Raw genomic sequence first — 19,636 nt, forward strand, 5'->3', positions numbered from 1 at the left:
CCAGATTCAATTATTAATTACGAATTACGAATTACGAATTACGAACTATTATGCTTCCCCGTGTTAGAGCGCCAGAATTACCACAAAATTACTCTTGGCTCAATACCGATAAACCTTTGTCTCTTAAACAACTCAAGGGTAGAGTCATAATTTTAGACTTTTGGACATACTGCTGTATAAATTGTCTGCATATTCTGCCAAACCTGAAATATTTAGAAAATAAATATAAAGATAGTCTTACCGTTATTGGTGTCCATTCTGCCAAATTTGATAACGAAAAAGAAACAGAAAATATTCGCCAAGCTATCCTGCGCTACGACGTTGAACACCCAGTTATAGTTGACAGCAATTTTCGACTTTGGGAAGAATATGCTGTACGTGCTTGGCCTACCTTAATAATTATTGATCCAGAAGGTTACGTGATTGGCCAGATTTCTGGTGAAGTAAACCGTGACACTTTAGACGAGTTGATTCAAAAGTTAATTCAGCAACACCAGGATAAAGGCACAATTAATTTTCAAGAACTTAGTTTGATATTAGAAAAACAGCACCAACCATTAATTACTCCCCTAGCTTTTCCTGGTAAAGTCTTAGCTACCCAAGCGGGTTTGTTCATCTCTGACTCTGGACATCATCGCCTGATTATGAGTAGCTTCGACGGCAAAATTCTGCATTTGATTGGTACTGGGAAATCTGGCTTAACCGATGGTGCTTTTAATGAAGCGCAGTTTTTTGCACCACAAGGAATGGCTTATGATGCAGAAAATCAAATTCTTTATGTTGCTGATACAGAAAATCATACCCTGCGGCGAGTTGATTTTAAGCGTCAAGTAGTAGAAGCGATCGCAGGAACTGGAGAACAAAGCCGGAATATTCATCCTCATAGCGGTGCTGGTTTAGAAACTGCGCTAAATTCCCCTTGGGATTTAGTGAAAGTGGGAAATACCTTATTTATTACAATGGCTGGGCCGCATCAAATTTGGGAAATGGATTTAGAAACTAGCATGATTAAAACTTATGCTGGTACTGGTGTAGAAGCTTGCATTGATGGTTCACTTACTGAATCTGCCTTTGCTCAACCCAGTGGTATTAGCAGCGATGGAAAAGAATTATATATCGCTGACAGTGAAGTTAGTTCAATTCGTGGTGTGGGAATTGTAGAACCGTATCAAGTGCGAACCGTTTGCGGTAGTGGGGGTTTATTTGGTTTTGGTGATGTAGATGGACAGGGTGAAGATGTCCGTTTACAACATTGTTTAGGAGTGGAATTTGCTCAAAATTTTCTATGGGTAGCAGATACCTACAATCACAAAATTAAATTAGTTAGTCTTAGTGGCAATTGTCAAACAGTTTTAGGAGATGGTACTGCTGGTTTACAAGATGGACAAGGTAAGAATAGCCGATTTTTTGAACCTTCGGGATTGAGTGTTAACGGCTCATATTTATATATTGCTGATACCAATAATCATGCCATCCGTCGCGTAGATTTGAATACTCGTGAGGTGACGACGCTAGAGTTTTTTGGCTTATGTGCGCCAGATGTTTGTATTCCGCCAAATGTAACCGCTACCGATTTTTAACCTCATGTAGAGATAAAATTTGCATCTAGTGCCTTTGGGCGAGATTTTAAATGGTAATTTTTTTAGCGATCGCTTAATTGGCTTCTAAGATTCTAAAATTAACTGTGAGTTACAGTAAATATATTATGCAATTAGTAATTTTTGATGTTGATGGTACACTAATAAATACCTGCAAAATTGATGAAAATTGTTTTGTACGCGCTCTTGCATTAGAATTTGGTATTTTTGGTATAAATACAAATTGGGCTGAATACGCATACACGACGGATTCTGGAATTACTCAGCAAATTTTCCAAGAAAAATTAGAACGTCTTCCTTTAAATGAAGAGCTAGTCAGACTCAAAGCACGTTTTGTTAGTCTACTTCAGGAAGCTTTTATTAACAACCAAGATTTATTCAGTGAAATTCCTGGTGCGGCAAATATATTAGCTAAATTACAGATAAACCCTAATTGGGCTGTTGCGATCGCAACTGGTGGTTGGCGTGAATCTGCTAAATTAAAACTTCAAAAGGCTAATTTAGAAATAGAAGGTATCCCCTTAGCTTCAGCTAATGATGCACTTTCACGAGAAAATATTATAAAAACATCTATTATAAAAGCAGAGAATTTTTATCAAGTTGAAAAATTTCAGAAAGTTGTTTTTGTCGGTGATTGGGTTTGGGATGTAAAAGCAGCCTATGACTTGAGTATTGCTTTTATTGGAATAGGCGATAAAAAATTAATAAGTGTAGGTGCTACAAAAGTAATTAAAGACTTTACAAATTTAGAGGATTTTCTGAAAATATTAGAAGATGCAGCAATTCCTAGATTATCTATGAACACCATTCTCCACATTACCAAACGCCAACAATGGGAACAAGCAAAAAATCTCGGTACATATCGCGCTGATTCGTTAGAGAGTGAAGGTTTTATACATTGTTCACAATCAACGCAAATACTCAAAGTTGCAAAGAGATTTTTTAATAATCAAAAAGAATTAGTACTACTTTTTATTGATTCTGAGAAAGTACAAGCTGAAATTCGTTATGAAGAGGCTGAAATTGGCGAATTATTTCCTCACATTTATGGTGAGTTAAATATTGATGCTGTGTATCAGGTGGTTGATTTTGAAGCTGGGGAAAATGGTTTGTTTGAGTTGCCGCAAGAAGTTATAGATTTAGGATAACGAACCGCAGAGGCGCAAAGAACACGGAGGAGAGATCAAGAGAATTTAACGTTTGTGGAAATGGCACGAACCACAGGAACAAGTTCAGCACTTAGATTCGACAATGCTTAAGAGAACAAACATAAGATAGCTAGGGTGAATAGAATTTACCCCTATACAAACAAAATTTAAGTCCAAATTAAGGTTTTGAAACCCACCTCTGTCGATTTTGCTTGTGTAGACTAGGTTTCTAACCACCCAAATAAAGAGATTCCGCGCTTTACTTAAAGAATGGGGAATTAATAATCTAGAGTAATTGTGACCGAATTTAATTTACAAATCCAAGAAAATAGCGATCGCTTGTCTTCTCATATAGAGGATGCAGCACCTAGCTTACTTCCCTCCAGTAATACGATACACTGCACCGACACTAAAGGCGATCGCATTGACCGTTTCCTTTCCCAAGAATTACCAGATTTATCCCGTTCGCGCATCCAACAGTTAATCGAACAGGGTAATGTTCAACTTAATGATAAAGTTTGCACTTCTAAGAAAATCAATGTCAAGCTAGGCGATCGCATCACTCTGGAAATACCAGAAGCACAACCCCTAGAACTGCTAGCAGAAGATATCCCTTTAGATATCCTCTACGAAGATGACCAATTACTTATTCTCAACAAACCCGCAGGCTTAGTTGTCCATCCCGCACCCGGTCATCCAGATGGTACACTGGTAAACGCTTTATTGGCTCACTGTCCCAATTTACCAGGAATTGGCGGAGTCCAACGTCCAGGAATTGTGCATCGATTAGATAAGGATACAACAGGAGCGATCGCGATCGCAAAAACAGAAGTTGCCCATCATCACCTACAAGCTCAACTCAAAGCTAAAACCGCACGCAGAGAATACTTGGGTGTGGTTTACGGTGCGCCAAAAGTCGAAAATGGCACAATTGACTTACCCATTGGTCGCCATCCACAAGACCGCAAGAAAATGGCTATTATGCCTATTGAACAAGGCGGACGATCTGCCGTCACTCATTGGCAAGTACTAGAACGCCTTGGCAACTATACATTAATCCGCTTCCAACTAGAAACTGGACGCACCCATCAAATCCGCGTCCATAGCGCCAAAATGGGTCATCCCATTGTCGGCGACCCAGTTTATAGTTCTGGTCATTCAGTGGGTGTAAATTTGTCCGGTCAAGCACTCCACGCTTGGCGACTAAGATTGCAGCATCCCATCTCTGGCGAGATGATTGAGGTGACAGCTACCCCTCCCACACAATTTACAAAACTTTTGGAGATGTTAAAAAGACGAATTGCACTTTAACGTTGTTTTATTCAAAGGCGATCGCAGCAAATACCAGAAGCACAACCCCTAGAACTGCCTCTTGTAGGAGATTTCGCGCTCACCTCGGTATTTGATGCCAGGGTTTTTGGTTGTAAAGTGCGATCGCGTAGCTCACCGTAGCGATCGCACTCAAGTATTTAACTAAAAATTTTTCTTAGAGAAAAACAACCTTTTAACAAAGTGCAATTACCTTAATTGCTCACTCATGTCCGTTATGAATTTCAGCACAAGTCAGAAACTCAGCCTCTTTGAGCAGTAGCTGTAGTTCTGCGTGACGAAGTTTCGTGTCCTTCTTCTTATTTTCCCACATATCAGAAAAGAAGTCTTGCATCAGCGCAATGATGCTGCGGTATTTGACGATGCTGGCAACATAGAACTCGTCTAACTTCATGTCTCCATCAGAATGTATCTGCTCGATGTTGTCGAGTAATATAGACCTCATCTCATAAGGTTTTAAGCCTTCTTTTATGCCATATTTTTCCATCATCCTGCGTTTATCGTTCTCCGAACATAAATCATAAGGCGCTCGAATTAGGTGACTAAGATTCCGCAGGATTTCACCATAGTCGTAAAATGTGTTCTGCTTAAAGAAAGACTCTTCATCTTTCGTTAACGTAAAACTCTTGTCAAGTACCAAACCAAAATCGGTCAAATATATTTGCTCGCCGTCGCTAAGGATGTTGCGAAAATGTGCGTCGAAGTGGATGATTCCCTGCGCCCTCAAAAAAGTAATCGTCGTGCGTAATTCATCCAGAGGTTTTTGAAGTTTGTTAGGGTTTAAGAGCAGCCATGTTTCCAGAATATACGGTATGTACTCTAGAAACAGAACTAACTCATACTTGGCATTCGCTCTGTCTAACATATAATTCCCGGCGTTCGCACTATTGCCCCAGTACTCCACATAAGCCTTTAGACGCGACCTATCCATATCCGCACGTCGCCCCTCCAAGGGAATAATCCGATAATGGTACATCAGTGGAAAGCTGGCAATTGCCCCATCCAATACCCAGTTGGTAGTCTTGATATGGGTAACAAGTTCTCGAAAGACACCAAAACCAGTGGAACCAAAGCCGTAATTGCAGTAAGTTGGCAGATCGTAGAGGTTTCTGGTGGAGAACAGGTTATCAAATTCGATGTTTGTAACCGGAACACGTTTCACAAAAACCTTGGATTCTCCAAGGACGATGGTGTGATTCATTCCCCAACCTGTGCTTGAGTCATTCGTCTCACTACTCTCAAACAGAGAACGCAATTGTTCATTATCCAACTGAGCAATTTGTGAACTGAGCTTGAAGTATCTCTTCCTTCTAATTTCTATACGATCCTTAGCCATTTTCTCCACTCAGCCACAGCATGAGAAACCCTTGGTGCTATTTGATTTTACTCAAATTGAAATTTACCTACTTTTAAATCTACTAAGCTACGACTAGGCAAGGAAGTTAGGCAAAGCATCTAAAGTCACAGTGAAATACTTTTCAAATAACTTCTAAACCGTGCATCTAAACAAGCGATTAGCGTGCATTAGACATGGGATAGAGTCTGTTTCACTAGTTATACCTAAATGAAACTCCTACATAACCCAAGACTTATGCACGCTATAAAAAGATCAAAGCGATGTACTAGACAACCGCAGACCAAAAATTGTTACTTAATTCCAGCTAACTGGCGATAAGGTACAGACTTTTCGATATCAATGTTGAATGACGAGATTCTTTGTGGTGTATTGCCACTTGCATTGACACTTTGTGCCATATTCAAGAATAGAGCCGGATCGCCAGCTTTTGGCTTTTGCTCTTGTGGAAGGAATCTGCGTACTTCGACCTGCCAAATGATTTGGGGGAAACCCAATTTAGCACGGTGGTAATCTTCGTATCGCGGAGACTTGATGTTAAATGGCAACTCACCAGCAGATTGAGATGGCAATATCCGACGGCGCTGATAGGGCACTGTGGAATATCCAAAATTGCTCAGGTACTCTTCAGTGTTGAGAACTTCATCAACAAAGCCTACAATACCCTTGGTAGCGACCACAATTGACCAGGCGATTTTTTCGCGCTCGTTGTATGGGTCGCGTCCTAGAACGCGCTGAATTACTTGCTCAACAAAGCGATAATTATTGTTGAGGTCGTAAAAGCTTTTCTTAAAGGTATTAGAAAGCACTAATCCACGAACAAAGTCTCGTACTGTAATTTGTCCATTACGGAGTTGGGACTCTAAATATGTTTCCCGATCGGCAGCAAAAGCATAAAAGAAAAGTTGACGATATGCTGCTTCGATCAGATCGCCTAAATCTGATGGAGACAGGATGTTGTCTGTAGTAAAAATCCTGGGCTGTTCATCACCCGGTACTTCATATCCAGCGACACGCTGGTTTTGACTTGAAGGTTCATACTCTAACAGAGGAATTGCCATTCTAAAGCCTCCATGTTCTTAATTAAAGTTAACAACTTTAAATCACATATTAAGGGAGTAGTTGTATCAGAACCTCAGATTCTGATAAAATTTCACGAAACTTAACTAAGGGTGATTTTAAGTATTGGGTATGAAAAACGATTAGCACACTGGATTCAACCCATAGCTAATCAATAAAAAAAGTAGTGCAACTTCCAGCTTAATAGTTACTGTAAATGACTAAAAAATTTTATTCACATATTTCAGATTAGAAGATTGAGTTTCACTTTTTTTAACTGAAGCAATAAAATTTAACATTCAGCAAAAGAAATTAATGAAGGATTGGGAATTGGGCATTGGGCATTGGGCATTGGGCATTGGGCATTGGGCATTAGACAATAATTAATAGTTTTTTTTCCCGTGCCTCCCCTGCTCCCCCTGCCCTCTTTCCCCTTGCCCCCTGCCTCCTCAACGACCTATCCAAAATTCCAGGGGATCTATGGTTGACTTACAGTAAGGCCAGCTACGTAAAGTTGCTTCCATTCCTTCTTCCCAGTCGGGTGGTTGTAATCCCAGTCCTAAACACAGATGAGATAGAATGTTAGCAAACTGCTGATTGTGACCAAAGTCTCCTAGATGGGCATGGGCGTATTCGTGGACGACTACACCAAACCAGTCTTTAGGTGCAACTCGCCCGACATCTACCAAAATAGTAATTGGATTTGTGAGAATATTGCACAGCCCGTCTATACCAAAAGATTGAGCTATGGGGACTGCAAAAATTTGGATGTGGCGACGCTCTTGTGGATGAAAACACTCATGACAAACTTCTAAGTAAGCGTTGATCTGAGCGTTAACGGTATTAATATTTTCGCCAATCCAAGTGCAAATGGGGATGCGATCGCGCAGGTTATCGAACACATCCACCATCCCCGGCTCTAGGGCAAGTCTCTGCACCCGATGCAGATAATCTTGCCCACGAGTAAAAGCATCACTTTGCTTGAGATAATTCACCAACCCAGAACTGAATGGAACTGTTTTTTTTCTAGAATATCCTGCCCAAGTCTTTCTGTTGCCTGTTCTGTGCCGGAAACCTCAACAGAACTTTCGATGCGGCTTTCAGTACAAAACGATGCCGTACTGAAGCCACCAAACCGTTTTACTGTACTGGTTCGCAGTCGCATATTTGGGCTGGCAAACCAGAACCTCTCAATGGAACTCATTGTTTCGTATTCGGTTGTCAACACTAGTCCGTCTTCATCGTCCATGTGAAAAAGACCGACTACAGGCACAATTTCGGCATAGCCTCTTTCGCGCAGTAATTTACCAGCCCTAGGGTTATCCTCATCAGGCACGATCGCAAATATAGTTTTTCCCTGATGGTTCTCTTCATTTTCTCTATCCCAAGCCATTGTGCCTAGCCAACGCACACGTGACCCTCCTACTGATAGGCTGGGGTCAATTTCATGATACTTGCACAGTTCAATGATTTCTGGATGATTCGCTTCCAGAGTTTCTACCTGTATATCCGATTCTCCCGTCTCTGAGCGCTTGAACGCTAGGTGATGAGTTGCCCGTTGCGATCGCCACTTACCAGCACTTAGCTGAAAAAATTCCATTGCGTCTATCAATCTTCTGACTCCTACTTATGACTCCTGCGGATGATGTTATACGCGTTTTTTCTTTTTACAGTTATTGGTATATAAACATTCTAAACATTACAACCATTAGCGATCGGCTTCAACAAACTCTCAACACAGAGTGAGATGGAGATGTCGTTACATAATTGTAAACTTTTATAAGTCTGATTGTTTATAGCTTGACAATGTAGACATTTTAATATCTTAGTGCTAAACTAGTAGAAAGCGATCGTCTTCACACTAGCAGTAAAAACAAATACCTTCGATTCAGTCAATCAGAGGAGTGAATGATGGATTTTCCAGTCGAACTAACCTTAGAGCAACAGTTTCGCTTACAGAACTTGAAAGACCAAGTAAAGAATTTGAGTCAACAAGAAGCTCAGGAGTTTTTGTTAGAAGTTTTACGGCAGATGATGGTAAAAGATAATTTGGTCAAACATCTCCTAAAACAAGCTTGATCGAGTAGAAAAAAGAATATCCTTTTCTTAAGACTTACGCATTGGCAGAGTTCCATTAAAATGCGTAGGTCTTAATTTTTTTGAGCATTGCGAAGAGACAGGGGGGAGGGGGACAGAGGGGCAGGGAGCAGGGGGACAAAGGGACAAGGGGGACAAGGAGGATGAGGGGAAATTATAGAATAAGTCTCTCCCTTGTCTCCCCCCTCTCCCTTGTCTACCTTGTCTCTTCTTCATTCCCAATTCCCCATTCCCCATACCCAAGATAAATATTACAGATTATTACTTTGTCTCTCATAGTAAAGACTAGGGCGCTATCGATCCCCTATGTTTTTGTTTGGCTACTCACAGTTAATCTGATCGAGAACAGGCCAAAAATAATATCCGCCATTTGTGAATATTAAGGAGAACTCATGGTTCTTGATGCTTTTTCCAGAGCTGTAATTGCGGCTGATGCCAAAACCGCTCCTATCGGTGGTGCTGACTTAGCAGCCCTTAAGTCTTTCATTGCTGAAGGCAACAAGCGCCTTGATGCTGTGAATGCGATCGCCAGCAATGCTAGCTGTGCAGTTTCGGATGCGATCGCTGGGATTGCTTGTGAAAACACAGGTTTGCTTCAAGCTGGTGGTAATTTATACCCCACTCGCCGGATGGCTGCTTGCTTACGTGATGCTGAAATCGTTCTGCGCTATGTAACTTATGCACTATTGGCTGGTGATTCTTCCGTATTAGACGATCGCGCTTTGAACGGTCTGAAAGAAACCTACACAGCTTTGGGCGTACCTACTGGATCTTCAGTTCGCGCTTTCCAAATCCTGAAGGCTATCAGCGTCGCTCACATCACCAACACCAATACTGAAGCTAACGCTGGCAAGAAGTTCCGCAAGATTGACACTCCTCAAGGCGACTGCTCTGCTCTAGCTGCTGAAGCTGCTAGCTACTTCGATCGCGTTATTTCTGCTCTGAGCTAATTGCTAATCGCTAACGTCTTAAGCCTATTAGTCAAGCCAACTGAAATACAAAACCCGATCACATCAAATCTGGAGTATAAAAAGCAATGAAATCAGTTATCACTACGGTTATTGGATCTGCTGATGCAGCAGGTCGTTTTCCAACCACCTCCGATCTAGAATCAGTTCAAGGTAGCATTCAACGTGCTAGCGCTCGTCTAGAAGCTGCTGAAAAGCTAGCTGCTGGTATCGATAACGTAGCTAGAGAAGCTTATGATGCTGCCTTCAAGAAGTATCCTTACCTGACCCAAGAAGGTGAAGCTGGCGACACTCAAGTTAAGAAAGACAAGTGCCTCCGCGACATCAAACACTACCTACGCTTGATTAACTACAGCTTAGTTGTGGGCGGTACTGGCCCTCTAGACGAATGGGGTATTGCAGGCGCTCGTGAAGTTTATCGCTCTTTGGGTCTGCCTACTGCTCCCTACGTTACCGCATTGACCTACACTCGCGATCGCGCTTGTTCTCCTCGTGACTTGTCTCCTCAAGCATTAGGTGAGTTCCGCGCTCTTCTCGACTACGTAATCAACTCCCTTTCATAGTAATAGGGATTGACTAGACGTAGACGAGCGATCGTCATACTCTAAAACTCAGGGACTCTTAGTCTGTTGCTTTGCCTGTATCTGGTTGAGTGACTGGCCAAGAGTCCCTCAGTTGTTACTAATTCGTAATGACCCTCCTACGTCGCTAACGTAATTCGTAATTAATGATTGAACCTGGGGGATTTAAACAGGGAAATTTTCTTTTATGACCATAGATTCTCTATTTGAACAGTTGAAACACCCCAACCCTAATCTGCGGGAACGAGCCATGTGGGAATTGGCTGATGTTCGTGATGAAAATACTATTTCTCGCCTGATGGGTATTTTGGATGAAGAAGATGTGACTTACCGTCGTGCTGCTGTTAAGGCACTGGGTGCTATTGGTACAGATGCTGTCCCATCATTGGTAGATTCATTAGTAAATAGCGAGAATGCAACCATTAGGGGTAGTTGTGCTAAGGCTCTGGCACAGGTTGCTGCTAACCATCCCGATGTTCCTTTCCCGGTTGAAGGCTTAGAGGGATTGAAAACAGCACTCAACGATCAAAATGCCGTTGTCTATATTGCATCAGTAATGGCGCTAGGTGAAATTGGTTCTCCTGCCTTTGAGATTTTGACTGAGGCTCTGAAAACAATAGATAATGTTGCCCTGGCTGTAGCGGTTGTTAATGCACTGGGTTCGATGGGTGATATGCGGGGAGTGGAAGTGTTGACAGCATTAACTAATGATGAATCTGCCGATCCGTATGTTCGTGAATCAGCAGTGAGTGCTTTGCCCCGATTAGATCAAGTGATTAATTATAAAGGAAGGTAGCGATCGCACTTTTATGCAACTACCTTTATCAATTGCAATAGGGTTTATTACCAAGCATCTTCCTCTAACTGTCTCTCAATTTGAGAAATCGCCAATTCAATCACCGCCTGAACTCCTACTTCCTCTTCTTTGGTTAATGCGGCTTGTAGGGGTTCTAAAGCAGTGCGATCGCCAATTTTCATCAATGCCAGAGCCGCCGCTTTTCGAGTCTCCCAATCGGGATGATGCAGTAACTCCACCAAATTAGGAATCGCTGGTTGATAAGCCAGACTGCCCAAAGCAGATGCCGCTTCACACCGCACCATTAGAGACGAATCGGTGAGAGCGTTCACTAGAATGTGAAATGCTCCCTCTTCAGTGCCTTCTTCAGCAATTTTAGCGATCGCACCCACCACCGCAGCCCGAACATCAGCCGAGTCTGAGTTAATTTCTCGATATAAATGCTCCTTCGCCTCTGCCCCAATAAATCCCAGCGCCCATACTGCATGACCTTTGGCACTTTCTGGATACTCGGTTGATGCTAAGATTTGCAGCAATGCTGGTACAGCTGCCTCACCAATTTTGGCAAGCCCCCCCACCGCCGAGGTTTTAACCACCGTATCTTCATCATTTAAGAGGGCATTAACCAAAGTGGGAACTGCGATCGGATCGGCAATCAGTGTCAGGGTTTTAGCGCTGGCTCTGCGGACAACTGGGTTTGGGTGATTTGCTACAGCTTCCATCAACAAAGGGGTTGCCGGTTTCCCGACTTTACCCAACGCCTCTGCAAAACTCAACCGAATCATCCCCCGTGAGTCTCCCATACTCTCAATCATCTGCTTGAGTAGCTGTTGGTCATCAGGGTTGAAGGAGTTTAAGCCTAATTGCTCATTGACTGCTGCTAGTATTGCATCAGTTTTTGCCTGGGACAGATTTAACGAATCCTCCCCGGATTGAATTTTGGAGTCTAGCATGTGACTTATAGCTAAATTATCAAGATGATTACTAGTTGCTGGCGCTCAGGGCAGCTTGCTGATTACGGAGTTCTTGAAGTGCAGAATCAATCTTGGCAAGCTCAGGCTCCAGTTGTGCCATAACATTTACTCTCATCAACTTAGCCCGTTTTGCTGTTTCTGTAGTTTCTTGAACTAGACGTTCCCGATATAGCTCAAGTTCTGCAATCACTTCGGCGACATCTTGAGGGGTTATGTTATCGGTTGTTGTGAATTCTGAGGTTTCATCCATAACTTTTGTTTCCTAAATGCGTGTTTATATAAATTATGTGTAGTCAGTGTTCGATTATCGTTTGTATTTGGTTACTTGCTAAAGATCGGCACTTAGCAGATGCATAAAATTGAACTATTGGCAAGAGGCAACTAACTAATAGCTGACACATACATATAGGAATCCGATTTGATTCTTGAATCACTCGTAAAGAGAGGGAAAAAGGAATGGGGAAGAGGAAAGAAGGAATAAAGCTATACTGAGTTCTGTTCAAAAATCAAGTAGGAGTCCTATATATTCCGATCTTCTCAGATCGCGTTACCACTGGTAAAGCTTTTTGATAGAAATCTTCAAAATTAGTTACCAATTCCCAATTCCCAATTCCCAATTATTTTAAGATGTTTCCTCTAGTGGGAAAATATTTCCTTGTAAGTAAGATTCAAAGTTTTTCTTAAAGTATTGAATGCTCGTGATATTCGGTTCATCACTTTCTGTCGGCGTGAACTCATAAATTGGTACTTTTTCTCTTACTAACGTGACCAAGCTGGGATGAAGCTGCTCAAAAGAATCTACTCTAAATATTGTTGTTTCAAATCTTAATTTAGCTGGATGAGCATATCCTAACTTCATCCAGGGCATCCAAGGACAGTCTCTCGCCCATTTAGCAGGAGGGACTTCAGTGGCATCGGGTCGGCAAGTATTTGAGATAAAGTACTCAACTCCCTTAAATTTTTCTCCAGGGCAATAATCTGAATATTTACTATCTCCTGCTAACGGATGTGGATATTCTAAAGGAATTTCCATAACCGAGGTAATATATCCCTTGCCTTTAGGTATGATAAATTTCTTTGGTTTGACTGAACCTTGGACAATACGATTAGCGATGTGAACTACTGGTACTGGCTGACTCGCTGTTGGTGACTTCCAAAAGTGCAGAATTTCTTGTGTATCAGGATCGCAAAATAAACCCAATTCTCTATTGATGCGATACCCAACTTCGCCGTGTTCAGGATCGGGTTTGAGAAATACTTTGGTAGCATTCATCCCAATAATAGAGAACAATTTTTCTTTTGGCTTATCTGGTGTTTCTTGCCACGAAATCTCCCCAGACCAGTTGTAATAAAGCTGTAACCCATGATTTTTTCTGTAAAAATCGAGGTTATTAAATTCGTAGTCTTCTAAATAATCATTCATATCTATTTTTATCATCCTCAAATGGCTGCGTAGATGCAAAGTAGCCGTCAGACATTACAATTCTCACTTAATAGACAGTAAGCAGATTTTATTTTGATGTAAACTTCGACTTAACTATTTTGGTCATCTAATGTTCAATGCTCAATTCCTAGTACGATAGTAAACATCACCTCTGAGCAATTATCCAAGAGCCATTTACAGATCAATGGATAAACGTTTTTTTAAAATGTTTGGGCTAACAGAAGATCAAGCGATCGCAATTATCGATACACCATTAGAACAACTCGAAGATGCTTCTGATAAGTATATTGCTGTTTCCCATTTAATTAACTATCCCACAGAGCAATCGATCGCGGCTTTGGTACGAGCGATTGAAACCAGTAACCCTGATGAGTTAGATCATCGCATTGTCCGACGCAAGGCTGTGGAAAGTTTAGGGCGATTGCAGGCGGAATCAGCTTTACCTGTAATTCGGCAATGTCTTAAAGATGATGATATTTATACTGTCGAAAATACCGTGTGGGCGATCGGGGAAATCGGGACTAAAGATCCAGAAATTCTCGAAGAAGTAGCACAATTGCTCGATAAACCAGGTCAAATATATCGAGTCATTATTCACATGTTAGCTAATGCTGATTATCAGCCGTCTTTAGAACGTGTAAATAAATTTACTAAAGCGGAAGATGAACCTACCCGTAGTGCTGCGATCGCTACAGTTTGTCGTTTGACCGGTGATTACTCCCAAATAACTGAGGTGATGACGCTGCTGCAAAGTTCCAGCGTCAATGCACGGCGCGGTTGCATTCAAGACTTGATTGATGCACGCTACTACAAAGCCATCCCAGAAATTGCTCGTTGTCCTGTATCTCTGGTGTTTCGGTTGCGAGGTTTGCGAATGCTTTTGGATGCAGGCGTTCCTAGTGGTGAAATTACCTTTACAGAAATTCAACCTTACTTAGAACAAGTACTTTACGATCGTCCCAACGACCTTGATTTAGTACATGAGTATGATGCAACCCCTGTATTAGATTTTGTGATCAACGAACTCTACGAAACCGATTTTGGACGTTGCTATTTAGCGACCAAAACCTTACTAGATATCTATCCCCAAGAAGCACCCCAAGCACTTTTAACAACTTATTTAGACAAAGCATATAACGATTATGGCGCTCATTATCATGTAATGAAACTTTTCGGTTGGCTAAAATATGCTCCCGCCTACGATTTATTAATAGAAAATCTGCACAACCGCGAACCACAGTTTCAGAAATCTCGTGCGGCATGTGCGATCGCTCTTGGTGAATTGGGCGATTCACGAGCAATTCCTGAAATCAAAATTTGCCTCAATACCCCAATTTGGGATTTGAAATACGCTTGTTTATTAGCGTTAGACCGCTTAGGAGATTCCTCTGGTCGGGAAATTTGCGCTAATGATGGTGACTGGTTAATTAGGGCGAAAGCAACAAGTAAGCTGTTAAGCAAATAAGATTGCACATTGAGACCGCAGGGGGGCAGGTGGTCACTGAGCGTAGCCGAAGTGGGGCAGGGAGCAAGGGAGAGGGTTTGCAGCTTTTATTACTATGAAAATAGTGCAATTTAAAGGACGATTAGCTTAATTTAATAGTTAGGAGTTAAAAGGGCGGTTAGAAACCGCGTCTACACAGACAAAACCCGCTTGCGCGGGTTAAAAACAATAAACTTAAGCCTATTGTTAATTTTCTATTAGCCCACCTCTGTGGACTTTCTCTGTGTATCTGCGAATTCCATTCCCTGGGTTTAAGTGGTTTTACTCTTAACTGTTTCGTTTAAGACTAACTCTGGTTCTGGTGTCTTTTCTTTTTCCTCTTCTTCTGGCAAACCGTAAATCGACCTGTACAATTTCACGTACTCTTTAGCAGATTGATGCCAACTAAAATCTTCACTCATACCCCGTTTTTGTAGTTCTTGCCATTGCGGTTTGAAACGGAAGCCTTCCCAAGCCCGGATCATACAAGTGAAAAGGTCTAGGGGTTCATAGCGGTCAAAGCAATAACCAGTGCCTGCGGCATTCTCAGGGTCGTAATGGCTTACGGTGTCAACTAATCCACCTGTGCGGCGCACAATAGGGACAGAACCGTAGCGTAAAGACATCATTTGACTAATACCGCATGGTTCAAAACGACTAGGCATTAAGAAAGCGTCAGTACCAGCGTAAATGCGGCGAGACAGGGCATCGTTATACAGTAAGTAAGTTGCCATGCGTCCGGGAAAGCGGGATGCTAATTCCCACATCTGAGTTTCATAGTAGCGATCGCCTGTCCCCAGCAAAACAAGCTGTGCATCTGTATAAGAGAGGAAGCGATCAAGGATTTGTAATATCAAATCAATGCCTTTTTGTTCCACTAATCGGGTTACAATCCCAATAAAAAAGGCTTTGGAGTTAACTTCTAATCCTACTTCTTGTTGCAAAGCAATTTTATTAGCTTTACGTCTTTCTAAAGTATCAGCAGTAAAGGTTTGCTCAATATATTTGTCATTTTCGGGATTATAAACTTCAATATCAATCCCGTTAATAATCCCAGATAATTTACCGCTAATAAAAGACAGCAAACCTTCTAATGTTTCACCATAAGTTGCTGTCTTGATTTGTTCTGCATAAGTAGGCGAAACTGTATTTACTTTATTGGCAAATTGTACCGCCGCAGCCATTACGTTGTGTCCTTGCATATACCAGGGACACCAAGTAATTTTCTCTAAATACCAACGCCACGGCCCTTGATAAGCCAGGTTATGAATAGTAAATACTGTGGTGATATCAGGATCTTGGTGCATCCACACGGGAATCATCCCCGTATGCCAGTCGTGACAGTGGATAATGTCCGGTTTCCAGTAATTCCAGGCAAACTCGGCTGCACCATTGGAAAATAATGTGAACCGCCAATCTTCATCATCTCCAGAATAGATGCGGCGCGGCATAAAGGATGGATGTCCAAATAAGTACAAAGGAACATCAGTACCAGGTAGAACACTTTCGTACACTGCAAAGTGCTGGAACATGGCATCTCCCCACCAGATGGGTTCTTGGGGAATTTCCATTTTGTCTGGCAGGAAGCCATAGTAAGGCAAGAATATCCGCACATCATGCCCCATTTCTCTCAGAAATTTGGGTAATGCCCCAACAACATCACCCATTCCTCCTACTTTTGCAATGGGTGCTGCTTCTGCTGCAACAAATAGAATCCGCATGGTAATTTTTGCTTCCCCGGTTCTGTCTAGAATTGTCCAATTCACTCTTTGATCGCACGCGACCAACGCAATTTTTCGCGTCTTTGGTAAAACGGCGATCAATTCTTATCTAATCACATCGGCTTACCCAATTGCTTAGGAACCGCGCTGAATTACCGCAAAAATTTCTGATAAAATTTCTGTAGCTCCCTGTTGCCGTAATAATTCTGCTAGTTCTTTGCCTAGTGCTTCGGCATTGTTGGCAATTCCAGTGACGGTATCTTTGACGATTTTTTGACCATCTACACTGGCAACTATGCCTGTTAAAGTCAAATTTTCACCAGATACTTCTGTATTTACACCGATGGGTACTTGACATCCGCCTTCTAAAGAGCATAGAAAAGAGCGTTCGGCAAGACAGCGATCGCGTGTTGCAGGATGTTCGATTGCTTTGAGTAAAGTTAGCAATTCACTATCATCAGCACGGCATTCTATCCCTAATGCACCTTGTCCAACGGCGTGGAGGGAGATTTCTTTGGGGATAATTTGATGAACGCGATCGCTCATTTCCAATCTTTCTAATCCTGCGGCTGCCAAAATTAAGGCATCGTATTCGCCTGCATCCAGTTTTGCCAATCGTGTAATCAAGTTTCCCCGCACATCTTTAAAAGTAAAGTGGGGGAAGTGGTGGCGCAACTGTGCTAACCGCCGCAGTGAAGATGTCCCAATTACTGCACCTTCGGGTAAAGTATCGATTTGTTTATCTTTGTGCTTTTCATGCACAACTAAGGCATCGGCCGGATTTTCCCGTTCAGTAATTGCTGCCAGTGTCAATCCTTCTGGTAAGTTAGTCGGCAAATCCTTGAGGGAATGAACCGCAAAGTCAATCTCTTGATTGAGCATTCCAACTTCAAGTTCTTTAGTAAAAAGTCCTTTATCGCCAATCTTAGCTAATGCTACATCAAGGATTTTGTCGCCTTGGGTAGACATGGTGTGGACTTCAAAAGTGATATCAGGAAAGCTTTTTTGGAGTTGCTCTTGTACCCAATAGGTTTGAACTAGAGCAAGTTGGCTTTTGCGTGAACCGATCCGAATAGTGCGTGGGGGACTAGAAACAACTGAAGTCATAAAACAATATATCAAACAAGGCGATAAATTCACTCTCATCTAGACTACCGTAGTCAGGGACTCATGCGAATTTTGGGTTTTAGATTTTGGATTTTGGATTACAATTCTTTACCAAAAGCTGGTTTGAGGAATCTCGGACAATACTAATTAGACTTATCTTTTAGTGGGAGAGCGATCGCACAAGTTGTACCTATTCCTACTTCACTGGTGATGTTAATATGATCCTGGCGTAAGTCCACACACTTTTTCACCGCTACCAATCCGTAATGCAGTACCAGGAATGCTATTTTTCAACGCAGAGTAGCACTGAGGCTCGCAGAGATTTCAGTTTTTTTCGCTACCAATTTGTGAAATACTCTATTTAGAGTACTTAAGGGTCAGATTTAAGATATTGCTGTAATTCTTGGGTACGCAGTTTTGTGAGATTTTCTAGACACCCAGCATAAATGCTAGGGGCAATACTCCCTCCCTCATATTTACTTCTTTCAAACTCACAATTGGTATCTCGAAACTTTACCCATGCAAGTTGTGCAGCAATCAATTTCTGTTTCCTAGATTTTTCTAAGGTAGGTAGCAATTGTTGATAAGCTCGGTTCAATTTTTTATCTGCATTCTGATAAGATGATTTCGCGCATTCATTAATTGCTGCTTGAGTTTGAGGATTATTACAGTTAAATGTTTGAACTAGGCGAATCTGGGGCAAATCAGGCGTTGTGCCTGCCATTGTCATTGAAGGGGTATTATCTAAACTGCTAAGAGTTAGCATACTTGCCAAAACTAGTAATAATTGACGCATGACAAAAATTTTATTGTTTTGGCAAGTATAGACAAAAGATACCAAAATGTGCAGCATTGATATGTTTCAACGCCGAAGACTTATAAACTTGTTACAAAAGATAAACTAGCCGTCAGAAGGAAGGTAAAATTTCACAAGAATGCTAGAAAGAATTTGGTATTTTAGTGATCTAAAGTTTAGCTTTTATATTTTATGAATCGTTCCGCCTGTCTTATTTTTAATCCAGTTGCGGGTCAAGGAGACCCAGATATAGAACTGGCAGAAATTCGAGCAATATTAGAACCAGATATTGATCTAGATATTCATCTCACAACTGAAGAAATTGATGCCGATCAACTAGCTTATGCAGCTGTAGAGCGAGGGGTAGATACAATCATTGCTTCGGGGGGAGATGGGACTCTCTCCGCGGCGGCGGCGGCTGTAGTGGGTACTGATATTGCATTTGGCATCATTTCCAGAGGAACAGCAAACGCTTTTGCTACAGCTCTAGGAATTCCTGATACGATCGCAGGTGCATGTAAAACAATTTTGCAGGGGGGAACCCGTCATGTAGACGTAGCCTATTGCAACGATCGCCCAATGGTACTCTTGGCAGGTATTGGCTTTGAAGCTGAAACTGTAGAATTGGCAGACCGAGATGCCAAGAATCGCTTTGGAATGATGGCCTACGTTTTCGCTGGAATTCAGCAACTGAGAAACTTAAAAAACTTTGATGTTGAAATTGAAACAGAAGACAGGATCATTAAAACTAGCGCCAGTGCAGTAACAGTTGCAAATGCCGCACCTCCGACTTCAGTCTTAGCTCAGGGGCCAGCAGGTCTGATTTATGATGATGGGTTGCTAGATTTAACAATTGTCGCTCCAGTTAATAAGGCGGGAGCGATCGCTGCAACATTCCATCTATTTCAAACGGCTTCTACAGGTAACGCCGTAGAACGGGATGATATTGGCTTTCTGCGAGCCAAACAATTTAAAATTACAACTGAGCCACCGCAAAAGGTTGTTCTAGATGGTGAAATAGTCGGCACAACACCAGTAGAAATTAAGTGTATACCAGGTGGGTTGAAGATTTTTGTGCCATTAGTAGAAGAAGTTGAGCCTACCGAAAAACTAGAAGGACTCCCTAATTTGACTATTGAGATGAAAGATACGGTAGAAGAGTAAGGGTATGGGGAATTGGG

Annotated in this window: 19 protein-coding genes and 1 pseudogene; 10 read left to right on the top strand and 10 right to left on the bottom strand. The window is 41.9% G+C overall.

What is annotated here, in order from left to right:
• Positions 1–50 precede the first annotated feature (50 nt).
• From FBB35_RS29390 to FBB35_RS29400, 4 genes and pseudogenes are all read left to right on the top strand, one after another.
• Positions 51–1,580, top strand: a complete 1,530-nt coding sequence (locus tag FBB35_RS29390; RefSeq protein WP_174712574.1) for a thioredoxin-like domain-containing protein — start codon at positions 51–53, stop codon at positions 1,578–1,580.
• A 125-nt stretch (positions 1,581–1,705) separates the two neighbouring features.
• Positions 1,706–2,272: pseudogene (locus FBB35_RS35170) on the top strand (HAD family hydrolase); the annotation flags it as partial.
• A 123-nt stretch (positions 2,273–2,395) separates the two neighbouring features.
• Positions 2,396–2,746 (top strand): DUF952 domain-containing protein, encoded by a 351-nt coding sequence (locus FBB35_RS35175; RefSeq protein WP_254626013.1) that lies wholly within the window; start codon positions 2,396–2,398, stop codon positions 2,744–2,746.
• Positions 2,747–3,139: 393 nt separating this feature from the next.
• The gene (locus FBB35_RS29400; RefSeq protein WP_217481763.1) at positions 3,140–4,057 is read left to right on the top strand and encodes an RluA family pseudouridine synthase; all 918 of its coding nucleotides are present in this window, start codon (positions 3,140–3,142) and stop codon (positions 4,055–4,057) included.
• Between the two features lie 220 nt (positions 4,058–4,277).
• Here FBB35_RS29400 and FBB35_RS29405 read toward each other — a convergent pair whose 3' ends face one another.
• From FBB35_RS29405 to FBB35_RS29420, 4 genes are all read right to left on the bottom strand, one after another.
• Positions 4,278–5,237, bottom strand: a complete 960-nt coding sequence (locus FBB35_RS29405) for a hypothetical protein (protein ID WP_254625723.1) — start codon at positions 5,235–5,237, stop codon at positions 4,278–4,280.
• Positions 5,238–5,722: 485 nt separating this feature from the next.
• Positions 5,723–6,490 carry a phycobilisome rod-core linker polypeptide gene (locus FBB35_RS29410; protein WP_174712577.1) on the bottom strand — a complete coding sequence of 256 codons (768 nt, stop codon included), beginning with the start codon at positions 6,488–6,490 and terminating at the stop codon, positions 5,723–5,725.
• A gap of 447 nt (positions 6,491–6,937) precedes the next feature.
• Positions 6,938–7,483, bottom strand: a complete 546-nt coding sequence (locus FBB35_RS29415; RefSeq protein WP_174712578.1) for a hypothetical protein — start codon at positions 7,481–7,483, stop codon at positions 6,938–6,940.
• Complete coding sequence (locus FBB35_RS29420; protein WP_174713820.1) at positions 7,480–8,097, bottom strand: phycobiliprotein lyase; 618 nt, start codon at positions 8,095–8,097, stop codon at positions 7,480–7,482. Before FBB35_RS29420 ends, FBB35_RS29415 begins: the two co-directional genes overlap by 4 nt.
• A gap of 302 nt (positions 8,098–8,399) precedes the next feature.
• Between FBB35_RS29420 and FBB35_RS29425 the strand changes: the two genes are divergently transcribed.
• The 4 genes from FBB35_RS29425 (at position 8,400) to FBB35_RS29440 (ending at position 10,930) form a co-directional block, all read left to right on the top strand.
• Positions 8,400–8,567 carry an NblA/ycf18 family protein gene (locus FBB35_RS29425; protein ID WP_114081198.1) on the top strand — a complete coding sequence of 56 codons (168 nt, stop codon included), beginning with the start codon at positions 8,400–8,402 and terminating at the stop codon, positions 8,565–8,567.
• A 410-nt stretch (positions 8,568–8,977) separates the two neighbouring features.
• A complete protein-coding gene (locus FBB35_RS29430) occupies positions 8,978–9,535 on the top strand; it encodes a bleomycin hydrolase (RefSeq protein ID WP_012410162.1) in 558 nt (185 codons plus the stop codon).
• Between the two features lie 86 nt (positions 9,536–9,621).
• Entirely contained in the window at positions 9,622–10,116 is a 495-nt protein-coding gene (locus FBB35_RS29435; RefSeq protein ID WP_174712579.1) for a bleomycin hydrolase, read from the top strand.
• Between the two features lie 205 nt (positions 10,117–10,321).
• Positions 10,322–10,930 (top strand): HEAT repeat domain-containing protein, encoded by a 609-nt coding sequence (locus tag FBB35_RS29440; RefSeq protein ID WP_174712580.1) that lies wholly within the window; start codon positions 10,322–10,324, stop codon positions 10,928–10,930.
• 47 nt (positions 10,931–10,977) lie between these two features.
• Here the strand turns inward: FBB35_RS29440 and FBB35_RS29445 are convergent, their stop codons facing one another.
• From FBB35_RS29445 to FBB35_RS29455, 3 genes are all read right to left on the bottom strand, one after another.
• A complete protein-coding gene (locus tag FBB35_RS29445; protein WP_174712581.1) occupies positions 10,978–11,883 on the bottom strand; it encodes a HEAT repeat domain-containing protein in 906 nt (301 codons plus the stop codon).
• A gap of 31 nt (positions 11,884–11,914) precedes the next feature.
• Positions 11,915–12,154 (bottom strand): hypothetical protein, encoded by a 240-nt coding sequence (locus FBB35_RS29450; RefSeq protein WP_174712582.1) that lies wholly within the window; start codon positions 12,152–12,154, stop codon positions 11,915–11,917.
• A 372-nt stretch (positions 12,155–12,526) separates the two neighbouring features.
• Positions 12,527–13,327: a DUF1838 family protein gene (locus FBB35_RS29455; RefSeq protein WP_174712583.1), complete on the bottom strand. Its 801-nt coding sequence runs from the start codon at positions 13,325–13,327 to the stop codon at positions 12,527–12,529.
• A 205-nt stretch (positions 13,328–13,532) separates the two neighbouring features.
• Between FBB35_RS29455 and FBB35_RS29460 the strand changes: the two genes are divergently transcribed.
• Positions 13,533–14,813, top strand: a complete 1,281-nt coding sequence (locus FBB35_RS29460) for a HEAT repeat domain-containing protein (protein WP_174712584.1) — start codon at positions 13,533–13,535, stop codon at positions 14,811–14,813.
• Between the two features lie 290 nt (positions 14,814–15,103).
• Here FBB35_RS29460 and glgA read toward each other — a convergent pair whose 3' ends face one another.
• From glgA to FBB35_RS29475, 3 genes are all read right to left on the bottom strand, one after another.
• Positions 15,104–16,552 (bottom strand): glycogen synthase GlgA, encoded by a 1,449-nt coding sequence (gene glgA, locus FBB35_RS29465; protein WP_174713821.1) that lies wholly within the window; start codon positions 16,550–16,552, stop codon positions 15,104–15,106.
• A 135-nt stretch (positions 16,553–16,687) separates the two neighbouring features.
• On the bottom strand, positions 16,688–17,659 hold the full coding sequence (hemC, locus tag FBB35_RS29470; protein ID WP_174712585.1) for a hydroxymethylbilane synthase: 972 nt from the start codon (positions 17,657–17,659) through the stop codon (positions 16,688–16,690).
• A gap of 370 nt (positions 17,660–18,029) precedes the next feature.
• Positions 18,030–18,455 (bottom strand): lysozyme inhibitor LprI family protein, encoded by a 426-nt coding sequence (locus FBB35_RS29475; RefSeq protein ID WP_174712586.1) that lies wholly within the window; start codon positions 18,453–18,455, stop codon positions 18,030–18,032.
• Positions 18,456–18,647: 192 nt separating this feature from the next.
• Between FBB35_RS29475 and FBB35_RS29480 the strand changes: the two genes are divergently transcribed.
• Entirely contained in the window at positions 18,648–19,619 is a 972-nt protein-coding gene (locus tag FBB35_RS29480) for a YegS/Rv2252/BmrU family lipid kinase (protein WP_174712587.1), read from the top strand.
• Positions 19,620–19,636: the final 17 nt, after the last annotated feature.

Source organism: Nostoc sp. TCL240-02, from assembly GCF_013343235.1.
Taxonomy (GTDB): Bacteria; Cyanobacteriota; Cyanobacteriia; order Cyanobacteriales; family Nostocaceae; genus Nostoc.